Below are 21,957 nucleotides of genomic sequence, written 5' to 3'. Positions count from 1 at the left end.
TAATCGGTTATCAAGGCTAGTTAGCCCGGCGGTGCCACGTCCCCCCAGTTCTCGTTGCGATCGACATAGAGCGGACTCTGCTCGTCGTGTTCCTGCAGCCATGCGAGGTACCCGTCAATCTCCGGGCCTCCGAGGTTGATCGCAAGCTCGACGCCAAAGAGCGCGAAGACGAAGAACCACTCCCGGCTTTTTGTGACCAGGAGGTCGAACTCGTGAACCGTCTGAACTGATCGACCGTCCGGCTCGATGATTAGTCGCTCGCTGTCGTAGATCCGGCGGATGTGGTGCGGCCAATCTCTTGGAACGCCGCGCCTCGCGAAGTTTCGAATCAGATCAAGCTGAGGCTCATCGACAAGGTAGGCGATGCCATCAGGGTAAGCGAGGAGCTTGTAAGCCATGGCCTCAAGGGCCATCTTTGCGAGGAAGCGCGAGGTAACTCGCTGCGGAGGCATCTCCACCCCGCCGGCAAGAATCAGCTCACCGCTCTTGAGGTTGGCAAGGTGGCGCAGCCCGTCTGGCTCGAGATCAACCCTCAGGATGCGTGGATCACGAGGATTGCGGTGCAACACTGCAGGAAATCCGGGCTGCAGAACCGCCTCGCTTGTCGGCACGCGACCGCGTTTGTTCGGTATGACCTGGGTAAATCTGAGACGGGCAATTGCCGGCGAGTCCAGAAACGGCTTCTCGACCTCACGCGCGAAGTAGTTGTTGCATGCGTCACACACGACGCCTCTGGGCAACACATGCTGGGTGTTCCACAAGCTCTCAGGGATGATGTGTTCGACGCTCTTGGAAGAGGTTGAGTCCATCCGGCAAAAAAGGCATCGCATGAGGGAACATTGTTGCGAAGATGCAGCCTCACAGCAACGACCGGTCTGCTCAACAGCGGTCGTTGATGCGGCCAACCGGGAACGACTCAGATCAGCCTGAAGCGGTCAACTGACGAGCTATGACGGAAATGCACTTTCTCTGAGAAGAAAATTTCAGTGCAAGCGCGTTCCAGCATGCAATCGAACTTCTTGACTGCAGGGAGTTTCCTGGAAACACGACCCGACAACCGAACTATTCTGGGTAATTAAAGTCGTAAAAACAACTCTAGCATTCATGCGGGTTTCCAGGCTATCAATTTTTGAGTGGTGCCGACTAAAGTCGTAAACACCCAGAGTTCCCGGATTCCGCTCGACTCGCATTCCGTCAAGCCAGCCGATAACTCCCCTTTTGCCCCTCGCGTACCGTACCCAAAGCGATCACGCGGCGGATTGCCAAACCTACCGAGCCCAGCGGAATCCCTGCTCCTTGTGCAACTGCCGCATGAGAAAAGGCCTTCCAGCTGCGCCGATCCAAGACCGTCTTGAGATAGGCCAACACCTTTTCATCGTTGGCACTCACACGCCGAGGCGGGCTTGCTGGTGAGGTGGCTGTCTTAACCGGCGCCCTGCTCTTGAGCGCCTTTTTCTGCCGCGCAGGTTTCACGACCACATCCTCCGCACTTTGAACGCTTGTAGCGTTTGCACGTCCACGAGAGCGAGAGCTGCGATCAGAGAGCGCCACCAATACCGGCGTGTCGGCTGCAACAAGTTCCGCTGCAGATCCGTACATGGTCTTGAGTTGCTCTTCCAGCGCCTGTAATTCGTGCGCCATCCGGGCAATGGAGCGTAACTGTGCATAGGCGCGATCAGCTTCATTGCTGAAGGGTTCGCTGGCGACGATACCAACTAGACGGTTCGCGTTCAGTTGTGCTTCCTGGGCAAATGCTTGTCGAGCTGCATACAGGCTTTCACCAGCCTGCTGCAGTGCAAGTAACGTCGAAGGGGCGATAGACATAGAGGCTCCAGAGTGCATCACTGCCGACTGAGCAGCCTGCAGTGATTTCGTGAAAAATTCGAGTGTATGGAAACAAGGTCAGTCCTGCTGAGCGCGCCTCAGTCCTGCCCTGCTCCTAGAATCGATTCGTCTGTCTGGACTCCCCAGCCAGAGAACCTCCACCCTTTGACCTCAAGAGATCCAGCATGGCCACTGCAAAGAAAGCTCCCGCCCCCGCCAAGAAGACCGCAAAGCCGACACCCGTTGCCAAAAAGGCCGCTGTGGTCAAGCCCGTGGCAGCCGTCAAGCCCATCAAGACGGTTTTCAACAAGACCACCCTGGTGGCGCATTTGGTCGAGCAATCGGGCGTCGAGCCCAAGGCCGCCAAGGCCGTGCTCGCTGCGCTGGAGTCGGCGATCCTGGGCTCAGTGCACAAAAAGGGCTCCGGTGAATTCACCTTGCCCGGCCTGATGAAGATCGGCCTGCAGCAAGTGCCCGCCAAGAAGAAGCGCTTTGGCAAGGATCCGTTCACCGGCGAAGAGCGCTGGTTCCCCGCCAAGCCCGCATCGGTCAAGATCAAGACGCGCGCACTGAAGAAGCTCAAGGACGCGACGCTCTGAGCCCTGTGCAACTTGGCGCTGCCCATGAGCAGCGCCAATTGCTCACTCCAGCAGATGTAGCGACAGCGCGGTTAACGCGGCGGTCGTGCCCCGCAAGAAATGGCGGCGAGCGATAGGCAGAGTGCTATGAGACTTTCGCTATGACTGGCCTTCATCCGCACACCGGATGGGACTAGCGGTCAGTTCCAGTTGGAATCGTTGGACTTTGCTTCCCGACGTGTCTCGGCTTCCTTGATGAAGGGGCCAGGCCCCGCCTTGGTACTTGGATTCTCAAGCGCGAAGGCGCAATCGAAGTACTTCTCAGCGTCAGCCCAAGAGGCCTTCTCCTGCCACAACGTCAGAAATGCTCGGCTCACATCAACAACGCTCGGGCTGAATTGCAGTGTCTGAATGCCTAACGCGTTGAACGTGTCTTCATGGTCATGCAAGCTGCCTGATTGGCCTGCATAACTGTAGAACTGCCGAATGCTTCCTGGCTGAGCAAACCGTGGAGCGAATTCGCATGTCGCTCCCGTCTCCGCGTTGCGTCCGGCATGCGCTTCGGAAAAGCTGTCCTGCAACATATGCAATAGAACGCCGATCGCCACCTTGTCCAGGTCTTTCCGTACTTCGACAATTCCTGTCGCAAACAGGTTGATTGCGGTCAGGTCGCCTGGGAAGTAGCGTTCCAACTGCTCCACCCCGACAGTTCTGATGAAGCGATCTTTGGGGATGGTGCTGGTCCCGATGCCCCACAAAAACTGCGCCCACATTTTCATGCGGCGCACCGTATCCGAGGCGGCCTCACCATCAAACGCAGCCATGGAATGGAAGAACTGCAGGTCCCCGAAATGTGACCGATACAGCAGATAGTCGCCAGGTCCGAAGGCCGGCTCACCCGGTTTGACTGTGATTCGCTGCTTAGCCGTCTTGTCCGCATCGGAGAACAATGTCTTCCAACATTTCGGCTGAGAGGTCGAACGTAACGTCACCTTGGGATTGCAGTCCACAACGCGCGGAGGCGCGGACTTGCTCAGACCAAATGGCGGATCGTCTGGCCAACGCACCCCATACAGCAGCACCTGGTTCTGACGAATGGCATCTGGCGTGAGGCACTGGGATTCGAAGCCTGCTTGCACTATGCAGTCGAGCGCATTGAGTGTGATGGCTTCATGAACAGGGTTCTTGATCATTGGCAGCGCATTACCGACAACCCATTGCCCAATTCCATCCATCAGTTGACTATCGCCAAGATTGGCCAGCTTGCGATCGACATCCGTGATGCGTGGCAATATTTGGAACGCACACGCAATAGACGGCAACATGCAAACTGTCACGACAGCAGCCGCGAAGCGGCGCACAGCAAGACATTGCTTCATGAATCCTCCCTTTTACCCTCTGCCGCGCAATCTTGGGCGTGTTTTGAAAACTAGACAAGTAAGCAACGCGACTGCTCCAGGCTGCGAGCCGTCGGTTACACACCTGCTGTCTACGACTGCTGCCGTCCATGGCATGGCATCCTTGCCAAGGAGGAAGACACGGTTGTTTGCTCGCGACTTTGATCGCGCAGCCAGCTCGCTCTGTCGTACACAAAGCCCGGGAATTCCTCTGCCAACGTGGTTTTGCGCAAGATGAGGTTGCGGGCCAGGTAGGCCACTTCTGCGACTTCTTGCTCATTGCGCACTTCAAGCGGTGCCACCAGGGTCACGCCCATGGCCCAACTGAGGCGCTCCCATTTCCATGACGTGCGAACTTCCTGGTCGATCCCATCCCGCATCAACCGTTCTTCAATCTGGGATAGCTTGGCGTAGTGTTGGCTCTGCGCCTCCGAAGGCTCGCGACTGGTGTAACTGCTCCGCTTTTTCCGTCGGCCTGATTTGCCAACTTTCTTGTAGTTCTGGGTTCCCCCTTCGGTCAGCCAGCGATCCCGGGGACCGTCACCAGCCTCTTCCCAAGCCATAGAGCAGATGGCTTCTTTGAAGATGTCCCGAGGATGCCGCCACCACACCATGATGCGCCGTCCATTGAGGATGAAGCCCACATCATCCCAGTACGAAAGGCTGTCAGGCCCCATGTTCCAGTACGCATGAGGGATGTACAGGCCACCCTCTGACAGGCGCCACTGGTGCGTGCGGTGGTACTCACGCATGCGCCTGCCCAGATACTCATAATGCGGATTCTTCATGCGGATCCTTACCTAAAGGAACGATGTGAACACTCAGCGCGATTGGTCAGGACACAACCTGCGAGGGATGTATGGCGATGACAAAAGCCCAGGCTACCACCACGAATGATATGGGTGACAGGGAGCTGCAGGATCTGCTGCAGGACTGGGATCGCATTGCACCTGTGGGTCGAGAATTTGGCAGTCCAGACTATGAGCGCCTCGAAGAGCTCGACCAGCTTTGTCGCGAGGTCATCTGTATTAGCGAAGATGGCTCCTGAGTGACGGCCAACTGATAGTGTGTGAATCTATATGAAAACCGTTTTCTTGGACTTCGATGGAGTGCTGCATCCGGAGTTCTGTCATGAATCCAAGCATTTTTGTTGCCTTCCTCTGTTCGAAGAGGTGTTGCGCAAAGTCCCGGATTGCGAAATTGTGATCGCCAGCACGTGGCGCCTTCAGACTCCAATTGATGTATTGCGGGCGCACTTCTCTCACGATTTTTCCCCGCGAATTGTCGGTGTCACAGCGCAGCTTGAGAAACTCAATGACATTCCGGATTCATTGGTCGGATACCCAAGGGAGGCGGAATGCCAAGCATGGCTGCGCGCACATGACCGAGTTGCATTCCCATGGTTGGCTATCGATGATCGCTCCTGGCTTTATCGTCCATTCAATCGGTCGCTTTTTTTGGTGGACGGCAAGACCGGCTTAACCCATTCCATGGCACAAGAACTAGGCGAGCGACTACGCAGGTTGTAGTGCCAAACAATTCCCTCTTCATGACTGCAGTGCATCTGATTCGAGTGGCCGATCAGATCATGGGCATCGTGCGTGAGCGTCGGAACGGGGGGGCATTCAGGGAGAAATCTACCTAGACGCAAGCATTTTCACGGTCTGTGTCAGCGTTGATGTGGCACTTTCTGTCGGCCCGTTTCCATCAGTGATGCCTAAACTGGAAGGGACGGCATCTGGAGCCCGTCCATCGAAGATTTTTCTTTCTGGCGCCCTGCTACATTCGCTCATGCTCCGCCTCATCAAACCCATCCTGCTCGGCCTGCTTATCGGTACCGCCCTGATGATTGCCACTTACGTCTCAGCAGCGATGGGTTCTGCCCCGGCAATCAATCTGCTGATGAAGATGACGCTGCCATCATTCAATGTTGCAGCGATTCTGTCGGAGCCTGTGGCACCAGATGACTTAGAGCGAGGAGGACAGCAACTCGACATCTTGCTCTTGGTGGCATGGCTGCAGATCAGCCTGATCTCAGCCGCGATAGTTGCAGCAGCGCGCGCGGTACTCGCACGCCCAAAATAAACCCCACCCACTCGGGTCCCCCAGCCGACGGCCAAGGCAGTTTTCATATGTCCGCCCAAAGCCAGCGTGCAATTCGCTGAATCGCCCAATGCAGTTCATCGCCTCCAAGTTCGTCGTGCTGGCGGTGGTCGGGCGGGGAACTCCCTTCAATTCAAGACACTTTGCACGAACGAGTGCATTGCATTCATCTGGCGTGCAGATCAGAATAAACCATGGTTCTCGAAGACGATATCGCTACCCTCTCCGAACTTGTTCAGCGTATGGTCGATGAGTCAGGAACGCCAGTAGGTTTTGACGCGCTGTCCTGGCTTGACCAATGGCTGTTGGAATTGGCGCCGGCATTTGGTCATCGTCGTCCGCTGGATGTTCTCAGCGAACCCGGCGGGCTGGATTTGGTGCGTAGCCATCTTCTGCGCGCGCAGTCCGGTGCCTATTCCTGAGGGCAATTGTGGTGCTCCCCATTAGTCATCAACCGATTGGAAACAACCCACCCCTACCGTTCCGCGGGTATCGTTACCCTCAGGCAGTTGCCCGAAACCGCCAAGGGGACGATCTTTGTGTCGCTGGAGGATGAGCATGGGTCCACGCAGGTCATCGTGTGACGGCACATAAAGGAGAAACAACGGGAGGTGCTGCTCGGCTCGCGGTTGCTAGCGGTCAAGGGGCACTGGCAGCGCGAGGGGGATGTGTGCAACCTGATTGCGGACAGGCTGGCGGACCTGTCGCCGATACTGGGGCGGCTCGCTACCGAGAGCCGGGATTTCAAGTGAGGGAAGGGCGATGACGCAGGCACAGTTGTTTGGCGAGACACCCATCGAGTCCTCCATTGAGGGACTGGTGTATCAGTCTGAATTCCTGAGCCAGGAGGAAGAGCTGGAGCTGATCGCCGTGATCAACACGCTGCCGCTGCATGCGGCCAGGTACAAGCAGTATCTGGCGCGGCGGCGCGTGGTGAGTTTTGGTGGATCTTTTGACTTTGATACCAATCGCTTGCTGCCCGGGATTGTGCTGGACCCGAGGCTGCATGGCCTGCGGGACAAGGTGGCTCGGTGGATAGGAGCCGACCCCTGCGACCTTGTCCACGCACTGGTGGCGGAGTACGCGTCGGGTACACCCCTTGGATGGCATCGGGATGTACCTGACTTTGAAACCATTGTGGGGGTGTCGCTGGGTGGGCGTGCCACGCTTAAGTTCAGGCCCTATCCGGACGCGCCAAATACGCGCAAGGTGGTGCAGCTTGACGTCGCTCCGAGGTCGATCTACCGGATGGCTGGTGATGCGAGGTGGCGGTGGCAGCACTGTGTGGCGCCGACTGCGGAGTTGAGGTGGTCGATAACCTTCAGGACAAAACTCGCTGAAGCGTGGTGTGAGGAACGCTTGGCGTGACGGACCGGGTTGGTGCCATTTTCATGTTTTGGCGGTCGAGGAGACGGCAGTACTTCCGAAACGGCCGTGGCAGATGTTTCGCATTGAGCGGGTACATGGCGCAACGCAGGTCAAAGTTAGCGTCCACAAATGCCAACGAGCAGATCGACCTCACCAGATATTTTCGGGGAGTTTCATGAATCCGAGTTGCTCGCACGCCCGTGTTTTTCGCAGTTCAGTAGGTGGTTCAGCGAACCCGATACATAGCGCAGTCTCATTTAGGCATCAATAAGCGTTCTTACGATGTGTGAATGGACGCAGCAACGATGTCACTTTGGACGCAAGGTGTTTTTTAGCCATCTGACAGTTTTAGGCTGAGAGCAGTCTTTCGGAGTCTTCCGCTGGAAGACTGATGCCACCTGAAGCAGGTTGAATTACCGACTCAGGCGTTGGGCTCTGTCTTATCGTTGGTAGGGACAACTCCCTCAATGACCGTCACCCGCAACTGAGTTGCCAAAGCGCGGTATGCGGCAGGAAGTTCTCGCTCAAGGAGCAGCACTACACGAATCTCCAGTTGAGCGTCCGGAAAATCGGCTAGAGCCTGCGCCTCAAGGACGGCTCGGTACTTGACGACCTGGTAAACGCCCCGCTCGTAGTCAGCAGCGTTCCCCTCGGAGATCCTGGACTTCACCTCGACTCCAATCCAGGTCCGATCCGACCTGAACATGACATCCAACTCGTCGGCCGAGCGCAGCGCGTACTCGACCTTGGCCTCCCAATCAGCTCCCGCTCCCACCAGTTCGGGATGGTCGCGCACGTAGTGCTTCAGCGCCAAGTGCGCTTCGGACTCCCCGCCGCCCCAACCACCTGAAAGTTGCTTCCCACCTAGGCCGACCGGTGGCTCGATCGCGGGCAACCCCGCCAGTCGAAGCACTTCGTTCCACCGACTTCCATACGCGATGACACGCTGAAACTCGGCGGCAATCTTGGCTCGCTTCTCGTCTCGGGACATCGCCTCGTAACCGGGCCAGACACCACTCACGCCCTTGTCGGGCAAGCCCACATTGGGGCCACTCGACAGCACGACAATGCTAGTCAGGAAAGGCGGAGACTCTGGCAATCGGTCGCGTGTGCCTTCGATCAACGCGGTGACCCTACCCAATACGAAGCCCAGTCCGCGCGCCCAGGGCGCGCCATGCTTGTTCCGCCTACCAAGCAGTTCAGCGAGACGGCGGTACGTGATCGGCACCATGACACCGTCTTGCTGCTGAAGCACATGGGCCACAAGTATGGGCAGAGCCATGCGGGCGTAGTCGTCAGCCGACAGGTTGCCTTCTAGCGGCTGAATGACTTCGTGCTCTTCGCTTTCCTCCCCGCTCGCAAGACCATCGGCTCCCGGTACTTCAGTGGTGGCCTCCACCAACTCGAACAACGATGAAGAAAGATTCGGATCTTCCGCATCAGCAAGCCCACGCTGTCTGAACGCATCTTCGATGTGGAGCCTTTGCTCGAGCTCGTACAGACTGAGGCCGATTCGCCCCTGCAGCTGATGTGCCCGGTCGAGAAAAAAGTGTTTGACTGACCGCTCACCACGCGCCAAGGCGGCCGTGTTGGGCTCGGCCTCGAAACCGAAGATCGGGAGCTTCTCAGCAACGGCCTTGTTCAGGTTGGCGCGGGCCTGCTGGCCGTGTTGCATGCCAACGCCCTTCCATCGACGGGACCGCCCCCCCATCTTCACGAAACGACGCACCCGGCCCAACTCGGAGTCATGGACATCAACGATCAGATCTACCCAAAGAGTGCAGACCAGCTTGGTACCGTCAGCGGTGAATGCGTTCCATGGCGTATCCAGCCGGGCGTAGTTAGGTCCGCGACGATGGGTGTCGAGACCGCAGGTCTGAAGCCAGAACTCGTGGGGTCCAACGGTTCGTTCTGTCATGTTGGTGTCCGTAAATCGTCAGAGGGCTGAGCCTGCTGCCTGCTTCTCCGTAAACAGGCGAGGCACCAGGTCCAGCACGCGAGCGAGAACCCGCGCATCCCCGCCGAGTCTTCGCTGCGCCTCCTCCGCCTTTGCCTGAAGGAGAGTCTGCAGGCCAAAGCGATCGATGCGTTGGTTTGTCTCGGGGTGCAGCCAGAATTTGCCCGGATCAGCCACCGACACGAGCAAACAGCCGGTACGCGCGTCCCGGTGAGCCATGTACTTTTTGACCAACTGGTCGTCGATCGTGTCGCACAACTCTCGGGCGGATCTTCCCTTTTCACCGATCTTCAGTTCGATAGTCGCTTGGTACCCCGAGACAGCCCTCAGACGAATGTCGGTCTCCTTGCCATCAGCGGTCACAGCCTCCTGGTCTACGGTGTAGGCCTGCCGCGATGCAACTTCCAGTTCGTGCGCGATCATGGGCCGCAGCGTGTTCTCGTCGTTGATAGACGCCCAGCCAGCCCGCGGCGATGTGTCCCTGAGCAACAGTTCCTGAAGGTCGTCCAGCCGATCGACCAGTAACTGCGCCATGTCGGTTGTGGTCTTGGGTGAAAGCTCCTTGCGGGCCAGAAGTGTGGCCACCTCCGTCGGTGTCCAGGCGCTGGAGTCAATCTCTGCAGCAAGGCGCTCCTGAGCCAACGCCGCGATGTGATCTCGCAAGCGCTCGAAGAGCGGATCGGCCGCCAGAGCAAGCTTTGCGCCGAGAGCCTCCGGTCCGCTTACCTTCATCAGAGCATCGAAGATGTGCCGACGCCCGTTCTCAGCAAAATCGCGAGCTCCGGGCGAATAGACGGTGTCGTGGACGAGGTCGTCTTCCGAACTCACGTGCCGATGAAACTCAAGCGTCAGCTGGAGCAACTGGTCAGGCGCCAGCTTGGAGAGCCAATCGGTAAACCCTGGGTCAGTCCGCTCACTGAAAAGTGAACCGATGATACGAACTGCTGTCCCGTTAGGCTCCACGGGAAGTGTTGCCAGAACGGGAAGCGTGCTCTCCACACCGTGCAACGGAGCGAGCGAGAACAAGACCGGCAGCCAGAAAAGCAAGTACGGGCCGGTGCCGGCTGCACGCACCTGAGCTGCAGCCAGTTCCTCCAAAGGACCTTTGATCTCTGGGCCGGCGTGCTCCAGCAGCACGCTCACAACCTGGGACAGCTTCTTTTCGTTCGTCGGCGAATGCGGAAGCTGCATCAATGTCAAGCCAGACCATGCGAGCCAGCCAACGAGACGAGGCAGAAGCAGCTGAGCAACATCCTGCGTGCCGCTCCGCAGGGACTGCAGCACCATCGAGTGCCACCCTGAATCGCCGCCCGCGTCGAGTAGTTCGTCGAGCAGTTCGGCGCCAACTACGGTTTCCACATCGGTGGGGTGCGCCTTCGCGAGGTTGCCCAGCCACCTGGGCAGGCCGTTGAGCTCCAGCATGGCATAGCGAGCAGCGAGTTCCGCTTCGCCGCGCGTCAGCTTGGTCGCCCAGAGAGGATCTTCTGCTTCCGCATAGATGCCGATCAAGCCGATCGACCACACGACGAGATAGGTGTTCTCCTCTCCGAGTCGACGCTCACATCGAACCGTCGGGCGCATGCCGCGCCAGTAGGCCATCAAGGCAAGCCTCAGCTTGTCTGTGATGTTGCCTCCGAACTGGGAGATCAAGAACGCACGATCCCATCGCCCCTCGTCGCCGTTTTGGCCCAGCTTGCGCAAGACCAGCCAGATATGCCAGATCGTGCTGTCTCTGCGACCGGGCCCTAGCGCCAGCGCGGGCTGCTCAGCCAGCTCTCGCCTGATCCGGGCCCAGGCATCCCGCTCGTCGGTACGCTTCTTGGCCTGGCGCTCTTGCCTTTTCCGCTGCTCTTCCTGCATCTTCAGGAACTCAGGGCTTGGCTGGTTCGACGCGACGATCGAGTTCAACTCGTCGGTCAGCGCGTTCGAGTCAGCCACGGCCCCGCGAAGAGCGCCCTCGCCGTCCTTGAGGCTTCCCTCGATCGCGTGGAGGTGCGCGGCCAGGTGCAACAGAACCGCTCGACGCTCATGCGACATCTGTACGTCGGCCAGCGCTGCCCGTACCCACGGGCCGTCCCGCTCTAAGGTGTAATTCAGTGCTCCGTCATAGACGATGCGAACCAGTCGGTACCTGGCACTGCGATCGCCGCCAAGCGATTCCACACAGGCCAGATCTGCCCCGAAGACCCGCGGTCGCCAATCATTCGGCAGCGAGTCGAGCAGCGCACTCAGTTCGGTCTTGCCCTTCCCCAGGCCGGAGGACGCGTCGGTCGACCGCCTTGCAAGAACCGAGGCCGCGATCAGTGTCTCGCTAACGCTTCCAAGTTCGAGCAACCTGAGGCACAGCGAGCGCAGGATGCTCGACATTTCAAGCCGCCCATCGGCCTCTTGAAACTCTTCCTCGACCGCCGTCATCCCCCCGCGTGCAAGCCGAAGCACATCGGGCAACAAGGCTTCAAGGCGGGCTTGGTTCAAGTCGGCCTTCTGGATCACCCGGGCGACACTGTCTGCGTAGCCCCCACGATCCCTCTTTTCGCTGCGCACCCTCGCCAAGAGCTGAACGAGTTGGGCTTCGGTGACGTGTTCCGGATACAGCATCGTCCCGACCCAACGCGCCAGTCGTTCGGACCACCCCGGCGCCAGCATGACGATTGCATCGACCATCGGTGCAAGGCGGGAATCGCCCAGGGCCGCAAGCGCTTGCAATGCCTCGAATCGCTCGCGATCGCTGCAAGATGCGTCCGCTGCAACGTGTGCAACCAGGTCTGCGCACGCCTGCATGTGGCCGGCGCTCACAAGCCGGAGCAGCAGTTCCCTGACCTCAGGCGCCTCGACGCCAGCAGCCCAGGCAGATTGCACCGTGCCGGCGAGGCCAAGCTGCGCCAGCCGCGCCACCTGCAGATTCGGCACTTCGAGGCCACGCCAATGACCCTTGCCGTATCGCGCCACGAAGCCGAGCAACGCGCGCTCCCGCTGCAGATCCGTGAGCGACTCAGGGTCGCCCTGGGTCAGCAGGGCGTCCGGCTCGATCTTGACCACCCGATCGAACATGTCGGGCCGCAGCAAGGCAAGCCACCCGGCCACGGGCCTCATCGACGGCCGGAGGATCGTCTCGTTCGAACCCGTGAGTCCGAACAACATGCGGCAGGCAGCCGACTGGACCAGCAGCCCTGCCTCGATGAGGTCATGGATCTGGCGGGCTGCGAGAAACTCCATCACCGACCGATGGTGGAACCGGACCCTGCCGTATCCGCCCTCGACAAAGATCGGGCGCTCCAAGAGCGTCAACACCTCGTTGGGGCCCCAGTCCGCCAGCAACTCACGCGGATCGATCGGCGCAGCGCCTGACGAGTCGCCGTCCGATCCAGCGCTGTGCCGGATGGTCAAGCGCCGACTCAAGATGACCGCGAGCGCAAGGCGCTGCGAGCCGATCTGCGCCTTCGCAGGTGAAAGCTCCGTCTTTTCACGCCGCTCGGGGCGAGCAGCGAGCCGAGCGCGCACATGGGACTGAATCTGCTCGAAATGCGCACGAAGTCCCCCATGTTCTCTCCAGTCGTCGCAAAGCTCGATCAGGTCTTGCGGCTTGCGAGCGAACTCCCTGGCATGCTTGGCGTCAACGGCTGCCAGCAGAGCCTCTGGATTCTCAACGCCTCGGTATCGCGCAAACTCAATGATCTGCGGTCCGGTCAGCGGCAGCAACTCGACCTCTCGGATGGCGGGCGGGTCGTCATCGATGGTCTTGCTCGGTCCATCCATGGCGATGCGGATGAAATCCTCTTGCGGGTCTTCGCGCCGCACTGGCGCCGGCACGGGCAGGATGTCCCTGAACGCCTGGCGATCGATGGGCACTGGGCGAGCGGTGACGACCACCGTGGCTCGCCCCATTGCTCCCCGAATGTCATGTGCAAATCGACGTAGTGCGTCTTTGAACGAACGATGAACGAGCTGAAGTTCGTCGATAGAGTCGAGGAAGAAGTAGGCAATCTGTGATGAGGATGCCAACCAGTCGGTGAACCGCTGTTGCTCATCTCCGAAAAGGGTGCCGACGACGCCTGCGGATGCAACGCTTTCGAGAGACAGGAAGAACGCTGGCTCGCCCCGGTCGAAGAGTTCCCTCGCCTTCGACTCGCACTCATACGTCTTGCCAGCGCCTGCCTCCGAGACCATGAGAATGCGTTGCGACTTAAGCAACTCGTCCCAGCTGACACCGGATTCGTCGAAGCGTTCACCCCAAGAAAGTTCGAATGCATCGTCTTTGGTGGAGGGTGTTCGCAGGGCCTTGAAAGTGCGATTCATCTTGATTAGGGCTCAGCGGCCAGCGCTTGTTTGACTTTTAACTGTACCCGTCGTCGCCAGTCTGACTGAGAGATCGCTGAGCCCGATCGACACGGCGTCTTCAAGGCTACGAACCGTTGTCTAGCGGACGTTGGCTTTACGTAGGCGAATGGCCGCAACCGCTGCGGAGCCGACTTCAGGCTCAGCTCGGAATTTTGGGCGACATCTAAACGTACGCACCTCCATTATTCGTTCGCACTTGACATCAATCCAAGTGAGCGTGCCATCAAGACGGCCTGTGACCTTTGCTGCACGCCTAGTTTCTCAAAGATGTTTTTCAGATGGCTCTTTACTGTCTCGGTGGAGATGTCCATGGCGCGCGCGATGTCCTTGTTTGAGCTGCCCTGCTCAACGAGTTCAATTACCCGGATTTCGCGTACTGTCAACACGCTGCGCGCTTCGGCAGTAGAACGATAGCCCCTATGGATGGATGCTAGAAGGCCGCGCACGTAGTCGGTCAATTCGCCATCGCATTCTCGGGAGACCAGGAAGCGTGGCAACAGACCATAGAGTTCCTCGCCTTCGTCAAGCACGCTGCGCAGGGCGCCACTACGGTGTGCAATTTGGAGGGCGGTGCGCAGTTGTGTAAAGCATGCCTCTTGTTCTCCCCCTGCCATGTGGGCAATTGCCAGGCAAGTCCCGATCTGCAGTGCACGTAGATCCTGCGATGTAGCCTGCGCTACCTGCAGCAGGCTTGCAAGTGTGGAACGCGCCTCGCTGATCCGCTGGTTGGCTAAGGCAATGCGCGCCGACGCGATGTCCCGCAGCACCAGCAGATCCGAGCGTGCGCATGGTGGATTGGCTTGCGCTTGGCTCGCCAGGCGGTGGATCCGAATGGCGGTGGCATTGGCCTCATCGATTCGCCTTTCGAAGACCAGGAGGCGGATGCGTTCGAGCAACATGGTACCTACCAGCCGATCCCAGCCTCGGTTGTAGCCCATGGCCTCGGCTCGCTCCAGTAACTCAAAGGCTCGGCCATGCTGCCCTTGCAGGTACGCCGTGTTCACCAGCACCTGGTAAGCCTGGGCCAAAGCCTCATGCATAGCAGTGTTGTCGATCAGTGGCAAAAGTGGAGTGAGGAGTCCTTCGGCATCCGAAAATCGGCCCTGCTGGTAGTGCAGCATCGCCATCAGCGGTGCTGCCAATGCCATGGAAACCGAGTGCGCGTCACCATGGCTGTGCGCGCAGCGCAGCGCTTCGCGGACATGGCGTTCAGCCAAACCCAGGCGTGCCTTCTGCAGTTCGATGCAACCCAGCAATGTTTGTCGATACACCGTGGAAAACGCAATCTGCTGTTCGTCGCCGGGCGGGTTGACCACCCAGGGTTGCTCGTACACCCGTACCAGATCACCGCTTTTCCAGTACACGTAGCGCATGACATTGGACATGACGTTGCGTGTGAAGGCGTCGCCCACGTGGCCGCGCGCATGCCACTGCTGTGCGATGGCGTCGGCCTGGAGGGAGTCATCCTGCAGTGCGACATTGACGGCACGGATCGCCAGACATTCCCCCAGCGTGTCGTGCAGGGCCTGGCCTTCAAGCGTCTGGTGCGCAGCATGCTCAATTTCGTCCAGCAATGGGGCAGCCTCCGAGAAGCGCATGGCCAGCGCCAGTCCCCAGGCGACGGCGAGTTGCACTTGAGGTTGTGTGTGCAGAAGCTCTGGCGAAAGTTGTTTGCGCCAGCTGAGCAACGTCAACAGGTCACCTGATTTCACCAGCGCCATGCAGCAATGTGCCAGCCACGTGATGGCTTGATGACTATCGCCCGCGTGCAGGGCGTGGCGTACCGCATCGGTCCACGCGCCTTGCTGTGCGAACCAGTGTGCCGCCCGTTGATGCATCAGGCGCGGATCCACACCCAGGCGCTGGGTTACGCTGGCAAGCAGATGCTCACGCAGCAGCAGGTGGTAGCGAAGCCACCGGCCTTCGCCGTCCATGGGCTCGGTCAGCAGGTGGTACTGCAACAGCACGGAGATCTGAGCGGCGCTGTCCTTGCTGTCACATACGGCGTCGCACAAGTCGGGGTGGATGCGTTCGAGCACCGCAGTCTGCGCCATGAAACGCACGGTGGGCGTCGGCAGGCTCTCCAGCAGATCCTCGAACAGGGTAGCGAACACCGATGAGCTGCTCCGCGTGCCGTCGGTGTCGTAGGCACCAGTGAGACTTTGGCTGAGCGCGGCCAGACGCAGGGCTGCTGCCCAGCCCTCGGTGCCGGCATGGAGCCGCGCGGATTGCTCTGGCGTGGGCGCTTGTGCGCAGGCCGTGGCTAGGAGGCGTGAGGTTTCCTCCTCATCGAAGCGAAGCGCGGTTGCGTCCACGTCGAGCCACTGACCATGCGCGCGCAGCCGGGCCAGCGCTAGCGGCGGCGCCACACGCGAGGTGATCACGAGGTGGAATTGGGGCGGGGCATGGTTGATCAGGAAGGCCATCGCTTCGTGGATGGCTGGATCGTGCAGCCAATGGTAGTCGTCCAACACCAGGACGGCTTCGCCATCGAAGGATTCCAGGTCGTTGAGCAGCAGCGACACCACGGAGCGCGGCGCCGCCAGTGCCCGACCCTGCAGCAGGGCCAGGGCAGCATCGCCCACACCTTGCCCCAGGCGTTGCAGGGCCTGGGTCAGGCCATGCAGGAAGCGAGCAGGTTCGTCGTCGTCCTGTGACAGGCTCAGCCATGTGCAGTGGTGCCCCTGCGCCTGCCAATGCGCTACCCAGGTAGCCGCCAGAGTGCTTTTTCCAAAGCCGCCAGGGGCAGTGAGCGTCACCAGCCGCATTTGCAGTGCTTCGGTGCGTACGCCGTCCAAGCGCTGGCGTGTGATGGTGCCTGGAGGTGGCCGCATAACCCTGATCTTGGTACGGAGAAACATGTCCGATGTGCTGCTGGGCATGACGCGAGTCTAGTCAGCACCACTCAGCGACCGTGAGAGGGCTTGTCCTATCACCTGCCATATCCCCCACGGCATCCCCCATTGGCGTTCCAACACCACGCCAACTGGGGGATGGAGCGGGAAGGGAGCAATTTCTACAGTGGCGGCACAGGATTTTTCACAGACCACAGGAGACACACATGGCCTATGTTCCGTTGACGCCCTTGGGCGCCGAGCCCGATTTTTCCGACACCGCAGCAGCCGTCCAAGCCACCGTGCGGCGTTTTGCTACCGAGGTGCTGCGCCCCGTTGGGCGCAAGCTCGATCGCATGACGCCAGAAGAAGTCATTGCTCCGAACTCCCCCTTATGGGACGTCTACCGCCAGTTCGCGATGCTGGGGTTCGGCGTGGACGACTTGCTGGCGTTGGAACCGTTTGAACGTGCACGCACCATGGCCATCCTGTTCGAGGAATTGGGCTGGGGCGATTCGGGTCTGGCAATCTCGATAGGAGCTGGATTGATTCCCGCCATGATCAGCGTCATCCTGGGCAATGGTTTTTGTCGTGGCATCGCCACGGATGCCAAACTGGGCTGCTGGATGATCACGGAGCCCGACCATGGCAGCGATGCGCTGGATCCGGCGCGCATGATCTTCCACCCCCAGGGTGAGTACGGGCGACCCAATTGCGTGGTGACGGTGAAGGGCGATGAGCTCGTCATTACCGGCCAGAAGTCGGCCTGGGTGTCCAACGGCACTATCGGACAGGTCGGCATCCTGTATGCCGCCTGTGACACTGGCAGCGGGCCGGATACGCGGAACGGCGCGGTGGTCATCGTACCCATGAACACGCCTGGCATCACACGCGGCAAGCCGCTGGACAAAATGGGCCAGCGTGCGCTCAACCAGGGCGAGATTTACTTCGACAACGTGCGCTTGTCGCGTGAGCACCTGCTGGCCGGTCCGGAGCAGTACCAGCAAGCGACCTATCTGGTGCACACACTGGCCAACGGGTTGATGTCAGCCACCTTCACCGGCTGTGCGCGTGCGGCCTACGACCTGGCGCTGACCTATGCACATGAGCGCAAGGCGGGGGGCGTACCCATCATCCGCCACCAGTCGGTGGCGTACCGGCTGTTCCACATGTTCCGCAAGGTCGAGGCCGCGTGTGCGCTTTCGCGCCGGGTGCTGCACTACAACTTCCAGACTCCGGCCATGGCTTTGCAGGCGGCCATGGCAGCCAAGGTCACGGCAACGCAGACAGCATTCGAGGTGGCTAGCGAATCTCTGCAAATGCACGGCGGCAACGGCCTGGCACACGACTACCCGGTGGAAAAGATCCTGCGCGATGCGCGTGCCTCACTCATCGAGGACGGCTGCAACGAGATCCTCGCCATCAAGGGCGGATACCACCTGATAAACCCAGACCTGCTCTGAACCCCATTCAACCCACAAGGAGACACAACCATGGCATCGCAATACCAAGTCGTTCTGTATGGCGCCAGTGGCTACACCGGCAAGCTTGCCGCGTGGAAGCTCGCGCAGCGCGGCATTCCCTTCATCGCCGCCGGACGCAACGCCGCCCGCCTGCAGGCCGAGATGGCCAAGATTCCCGAACTCGAAGGCCATGACTACCAGTGCGTGGGCGTGGCACATGACCGCGCCAGCCTGACGGAACTTCTGCGCGGGAAAAAACTGGTTCTAAACATCGTCGGCCCCTTCATGCAGCTGGGTGAGCCGGTGGTACAGGCGGCCTTGGACGCAGGCTGCCACTACTTCGACACCACGGGTGAAACGGACTGGATGCTGTTCCTGCAAAGAGAATATGGCGCGGCATTCGAGCGCAAGGAACTGGCGCTGTGCCCGGCCAATTCCTATATGTGGACCGAAGGTGCGATCGCCGCCGAAATCGCACTGGAAACACCCGGCATCGACTCGCTGGATTTGATGTACTACGGCGACGCACAAATCAGTGTGGCCTCGACCATGTCGTTCTTGCGCATGTGCACCAAGCCCATGTATTACCTGAAGAACGGCGAATTAGTGCAGTGGCCCTGGGCGCAGGCGTATGACGTGGCTGTGCCTGGTGTTCATCGCGTCTTGAAAGGCATGCCCTGGGGCGGTGCGGGTGAGCCTGTGTGGTACCACGGTGATGCGCAGGTCAAGAACTGCCAGGTGCTGTTTGCCCTCGGAAACCAGGAAATGATGATGTCCGTGCTGGGTATCTTGCAGCAGTTTGAAAAGGACTATCGCCACCTTGATGCTGCCGCGCAGGAGCAGGTGACCAACACCATCGGCCAGCAGGTCACGCAGGTCGAACCCCCGCGCGAGACGCCAGAGCTGCATCGTGGGATGGTGTCGTGTCAGGCACGTGGCAACACGCAGTCGGTCAGCGTCATCCTGCGCGGTAGTTGTGCCTACTCACAGACCGGCGTATTTGCAGCCGAGGCGGCACAACGTGTGCTGGGCAAACAACTCAAGGCGGTGGGCTTTGGCTCGGGTGCGCGAATCCTAGGCGCACGCCAGTTGCTTGCAGCGCAGGCGGACGAAGGCTATCTGTCCTGGGAAGTCAAACACCAGTAACGCTCCTCTATGAATAGCCCCCAGCGTCTCACGGATAGGCGCTGGGGGCTGATTTGAAAAATATTCTGGGAGCATCCCGTGGAATCGATCTATATCGCTGGCGTCGGCATGACGCCTTTTGGCCGGCATCCGCAATGGAGCGTGAAGGACCTCACGCGCCAAGCTGTCACTGCCGCGCTGCAGGATGCGGGCTGTAGCGCCCGGCAACTGCAGGCGGCGTATTTCTCCAACGCCACGCAGGGCCACATGGAAGGCCAGCACATGGTGCGCGGGCAACTCGCGCTGCGCGCCATGGGGGTGGAAGGCATTCCCGTGATCAACGTGGAGAACGCCTGTGCCAGTGCCAGTACGGCTCTGCACTTGGCCGTGCAGCATGTGGGCAGCGGCGCGGCCGACATCGTCCTCGCCGTGGGCGCCGAGAAGATGTGCAGCGATGACAAGGCACGCATGTTCGCTGCCTTTGACGGTGCCTGGGACGTGCATGACACCGAGGCTGGTCGGGCGCGCTTGTTGGCCATGGGCGAGGGCATCACGCCACCGCCGGGCAGCCAGTCGCCGCGACCCTACAGCGTGTTCATGGACATTTATGCAGCCATGGGGCGCCTGCACATGCAGGTGTTCGGCACCACACAACAGCAGTTTGCGGCAGTGGCAGCCAAGAACCATGCGCATTCGGTGCACAACCCCCTGGCGCAGTACCGGGAGGCCCTGAGCGTGCAGCAGGTTTTGGCAGCGCCGCCTATCAGCTATCCGCTCACGCTTCCCATGTGCTCGCCGGTGAGCGACGGTGCGGCGGCGGCTGTTGTCTGCAACGCTGCTGGCCTCAAGCGTTTGCAAGGTGATGCACGCCGAGCGGTACGGGTGCTGGCCTGTGTCTTGCAGACAGGCACTGAGCGCGAGGCGATGGACCTGGAGAACCATTTGGTGCGCAAGGCCTCGCACCGGCTCTACGAACAGGCAGGCGTGGCTCCGCTGGATGTGGGCGTCGCCGAGGTGCATGACGCCACGGCAATTGGCGAAATCCTGCAGTCCGAACTGCTGGGCTTGGTGCCTCCTGGACAAGGTGGCCCGGCGGCCGAGCGGGGTGAAACGAGCCTGGGTGGGCGCATCCCCATCAACCCCTCGGGGGGGCTGGAAAGCAAAGGGCACCCCATCGGTGCAACAGGGCTGGGGCAGGTGTACGAACTGGTAACGCAGTTGCGTGACGAAGCCGGGGCGCGCCAAGTGCCAGGCGTGCGCATGGCGCTGGCAGAAAACGGCGGTGGGCTCGCGGGTGTGGAAGAGGCCGTGGCCTGTCTCACGCTGCTGGGCCGCTGAACAGGAGTGCACGGCATGAATCTTTACCCCGACAACATCTTCGCCGGCATGGTCGCCAACCGCGCGGCCGAGCTGCCCGACTTCGAAGTACTCACCATCGAGGGCGGCAGCACGCGCCCCGACGAGGTGCGCAGCTACCGCCAGCTCTGGGACAACGGCCAGCGCCTGGCGCAGGTCATGCAGGACCTGGGCATTACTCCTGGCGAGCGTGTGGCCTTGCTTATGGCCAACCATGTAGAGTTCGTCGAGGCCATGGTGGCCGCGAGTATCTTGGGTGTGGCCGTCGTGCCCATCGACGCCCGCACCAAGGGCGACAAGCTGCGGTTCCTGCTCACCAGCAGTCAGTGCTGTGCCGTCTTCGCCGCCGACTACGCGTTGCCCCACCTGCAGCCTCTGCGCCCCCGCTTGAACGGCGTACGCTGGGTTTTAGCCTTTGTCACTGATGAGGGCGAGCAACCGCTGGCGGCTTATAGCGGCGTCGTGGACTGGGAGGCCGTTGCGCCCCTGGTCGTGCCCGACCTGCCCATGGCCACCATCGAGCCGGACGCTGCGCTGGAACTGATCTTCACTTCAGGCACCACGGGCGACCCCAAGGGCATCGTCATGACGCACCGGCGCTACTGCGACACGGCCGCCCTGGCCCTGCGCCTGTTTGGCTACCGCGAGGGCGACGTGCTGTACTCCGGCCTCTCGCTCACCCATGCCAACGCCCAACTCCTGACTCTGGGCGCGGCGCTGGCCTGCCGCCTGCTCTGCGTGCTGTCGCGGCGCTTTACAAAGTCGCGCCTGTGGGACATCACGCGTAAATACGGCGCCACCAGCTTCACGCTGCTGGGCGGCATGACGACGGCGGTCTACGCCGAGCCGCCCCGGGCGGATGATGCTGACAACCCCGTGCGCTTTGTCGTCTCGGCAGGCATGCCTGCGGCCATCTGGCGGGATTTTCAGCAGCGTTTTGGCGTGCAGATCTTGGAGTTCTATGGTGCGGCGGAAGGTGGGCTCACCTTCAACCACCCCGGCCAGGGTCCGGTGGGCAGTATCGGCAAGCCGCCCCCCACGTTGGTGCACCGCATCGTCGATGAGGACGGCCACGATGTGGCGCGTGGCGAGCAGGGTGAGCTGCTGTTTCGTCACGCCAGCGGCGATCCGTTTGCCGTCCAGTACTACGGCAACGTCGACGCCTCCGCGCGTAAATGCGCTGGCGGCTGGCTGCACATGGGCGACGTGGTGCACGAGGATGCCGACGGGTGGCTGTATTTCGACTACCGCAAGGGCAGCGGCATCCGGCGCAACGGCGAGTTCATCGCCACGGCTTTTATCGAGAAGGCAATCGCCGAGTCGGGCATGGTCGATGACGTCTATGTCTACGGTATTGCAAGTGCGCAGCTCGCTCCGGGAGAAAAAGAGGTCGTTGCCGCAGTGGTACCCAAGGACGCAGCCGCGTTCGACGCACGACAGCTCTTTGCCGTGTGCCGGCAGCAACTGGAGGCAGGCATGGTGCCTGGCTACATCCAGGTACTGGCACAAATCCCCAAGACGGCGTCAGAGAAGCCGCAGGACCGCTTCTTGATGGAGGCGTTCGAGAGTGAGCCGGCGAGCGTACATCGACGCGATGCGGGTGGTTGATCCCAA

The 21,957-nt window shown here is 60.4% G+C and carries 17 protein-coding genes and 1 pseudogene; 11 read left to right on the top strand and 7 right to left on the bottom strand.

Annotation, left to right across the window (positions count from 1 at the left end):
* Window positions 1-20: 20 nt before the first annotated feature.
* Together ACYVOC_RS05785 and ACYVOC_RS05780 are read right to left on the bottom strand one after the other, a co-directional pair.
* Window positions 21-830, bottom strand: coding sequence for an HNH endonuclease (locus tag ACYVOC_RS05785; protein ID WP_461161160.1), 810 nt, complete (start codon window positions 828-830; stop codon window positions 21-23).
* Window positions 831-1,194: 364 nt separating this feature from the next.
* The gene (locus ACYVOC_RS05780) at window positions 1,195-1,824 is read right to left on the bottom strand and encodes a hypothetical protein (RefSeq protein WP_461161159.1); all 630 of its coding nucleotides are present in this window, start codon (window positions 1,822-1,824) and stop codon (window positions 1,195-1,197) included.
* A gap of 185 nt (window positions 1,825-2,009) precedes the next feature.
* Here ACYVOC_RS05780 and ACYVOC_RS05775 point away from each other — a divergent pair, with 185 nt between their 5' ends.
* Window positions 2,010-2,423 (top strand): HU family DNA-binding protein, encoded by a 414-nt coding sequence (locus ACYVOC_RS05775; protein WP_461161158.1) that lies wholly within the window; start codon window positions 2,010-2,012, stop codon window positions 2,421-2,423.
* A 179-nt stretch (window positions 2,424-2,602) separates the two neighbouring features.
* Here ACYVOC_RS05775 and ACYVOC_RS05770 read toward each other — a convergent pair whose 3' ends face one another.
* Both ACYVOC_RS05770 and ACYVOC_RS05765 read right to left on the bottom strand, forming a co-directional pair.
* Window positions 2,603-3,781 carry a hypothetical protein gene (locus ACYVOC_RS05770; RefSeq protein WP_461161157.1) on the bottom strand — a complete coding sequence of 393 codons (1,179 nt, stop codon included), beginning with the start codon at window positions 3,779-3,781 and terminating at the stop codon, window positions 2,603-2,605.
* Between the two features lie 110 nt (window positions 3,782-3,891).
* Window positions 3,892-4,587 (bottom strand): hypothetical protein, encoded by a 696-nt coding sequence (locus ACYVOC_RS05765; RefSeq protein ID WP_461161156.1) that lies wholly within the window; start codon window positions 4,585-4,587, stop codon window positions 3,892-3,894.
* Between the two features lie 77 nt (window positions 4,588-4,664).
* Between ACYVOC_RS05765 and ACYVOC_RS05760 the strand changes: the two genes are divergently transcribed.
* From ACYVOC_RS05760 to ACYVOC_RS05735, 6 genes and pseudogenes are all read left to right on the top strand, one after another.
* The gene (locus ACYVOC_RS05760; protein WP_461161155.1) at window positions 4,665-4,847 is read left to right on the top strand and encodes a hypothetical protein; all 183 of its coding nucleotides are present in this window, start codon (window positions 4,665-4,667) and stop codon (window positions 4,845-4,847) included.
* A gap of 31 nt (window positions 4,848-4,878) precedes the next feature.
* Window positions 4,879-5,328 carry an HAD domain-containing protein gene (locus ACYVOC_RS05755; RefSeq protein ID WP_461161154.1) on the top strand — a complete coding sequence of 150 codons (450 nt, stop codon included), beginning with the start codon at window positions 4,879-4,881 and terminating at the stop codon, window positions 5,326-5,328.
* Window positions 5,329-5,590: 262 nt separating this feature from the next.
* On the top strand, window positions 5,591-5,884 hold the full coding sequence (locus tag ACYVOC_RS05750) for a hypothetical protein (RefSeq protein ID WP_461161153.1): 294 nt from the start codon (window positions 5,591-5,593) through the stop codon (window positions 5,882-5,884).
* A gap of 212 nt (window positions 5,885-6,096) precedes the next feature.
* The gene (locus ACYVOC_RS05745) at window positions 6,097-6,324 is read left to right on the top strand and encodes an antitoxin Xre/MbcA/ParS toxin-binding domain-containing protein (RefSeq protein ID WP_461161152.1); all 228 of its coding nucleotides are present in this window, start codon (window positions 6,097-6,099) and stop codon (window positions 6,322-6,324) included.
* A 57-nt stretch (window positions 6,325-6,381) separates the two neighbouring features.
* Window positions 6,382-6,654, top strand: a pseudogene (locus tag ACYVOC_RS05740) (hypothetical protein); the annotation flags it as partial.
* A 10-nt stretch (window positions 6,655-6,664) separates the two neighbouring features.
* Complete coding sequence (locus ACYVOC_RS05735; RefSeq protein WP_461161151.1) at window positions 6,665-7,270, top strand: alpha-ketoglutarate-dependent dioxygenase AlkB; 606 nt, start codon at window positions 6,665-6,667, stop codon at window positions 7,268-7,270.
* Between the two features lie 421 nt (window positions 7,271-7,691).
* Here ACYVOC_RS05735 and ACYVOC_RS05730 read toward each other — a convergent pair whose 3' ends face one another.
* The 3 genes from ACYVOC_RS05730 to ACYVOC_RS05720 form a co-directional block, all read right to left on the bottom strand.
* Window positions 7,692-9,188 (bottom strand): hypothetical protein, encoded by a 1,497-nt coding sequence (locus ACYVOC_RS05730; protein WP_461161150.1) that lies wholly within the window; start codon window positions 9,186-9,188, stop codon window positions 7,692-7,694.
* Between the two features lie 18 nt (window positions 9,189-9,206).
* Window positions 9,207-13,523, bottom strand: a complete 4,317-nt coding sequence (locus ACYVOC_RS05725; protein ID WP_461161149.1) for an NACHT domain-containing protein — start codon at window positions 13,521-13,523, stop codon at window positions 9,207-9,209.
* A gap of 224 nt (window positions 13,524-13,747) precedes the next feature.
* The gene (locus ACYVOC_RS05720) at window positions 13,748-16,399 is read right to left on the bottom strand and encodes a LuxR C-terminal-related transcriptional regulator (RefSeq protein WP_461161148.1); all 2,652 of its coding nucleotides are present in this window, start codon (window positions 16,397-16,399) and stop codon (window positions 13,748-13,750) included.
* A gap of 227 nt (window positions 16,400-16,626) precedes the next feature.
* On the opposite strand from ACYVOC_RS05720, the gene ACYVOC_RS05715 reads away from it, so the two are divergent.
* The 4 genes from ACYVOC_RS05715 to ACYVOC_RS05700 all read left to right on the top strand — a co-directional run bounded on the left by ACYVOC_RS05715 (window position 16,627) and on the right by ACYVOC_RS05700 (window position 21,951).
* Complete coding sequence (locus ACYVOC_RS05715; protein ID WP_461161147.1) at window positions 16,627-17,862, top strand: acyl-CoA dehydrogenase family protein; 1,236 nt, start codon at window positions 16,627-16,629, stop codon at window positions 17,860-17,862.
* A gap of 30 nt (window positions 17,863-17,892) precedes the next feature.
* Window positions 17,893-19,008 (top strand): saccharopine dehydrogenase family protein, encoded by a 1,116-nt coding sequence (locus ACYVOC_RS05710; RefSeq protein WP_461161146.1) that lies wholly within the window; start codon window positions 17,893-17,895, stop codon window positions 19,006-19,008.
* A 78-nt stretch (window positions 19,009-19,086) separates the two neighbouring features.
* Window positions 19,087-20,325 (top strand): thiolase family protein, encoded by a 1,239-nt coding sequence (locus tag ACYVOC_RS05705; RefSeq protein ID WP_461161145.1) that lies wholly within the window; start codon window positions 19,087-19,089, stop codon window positions 20,323-20,325.
* A gap of 15 nt (window positions 20,326-20,340) precedes the next feature.
* Complete coding sequence (locus ACYVOC_RS05700) at window positions 20,341-21,951, top strand: AMP-binding protein (protein WP_461161144.1); 1,611 nt, start codon at window positions 20,341-20,343, stop codon at window positions 21,949-21,951.
* Window positions 21,952-21,957: the final 6 nt, after the last annotated feature.

The organism is Simplicispira piscis (assembly GCF_054783455.1).
This window is presented reverse-complemented; position numbering and strand designations above follow the sequence as displayed.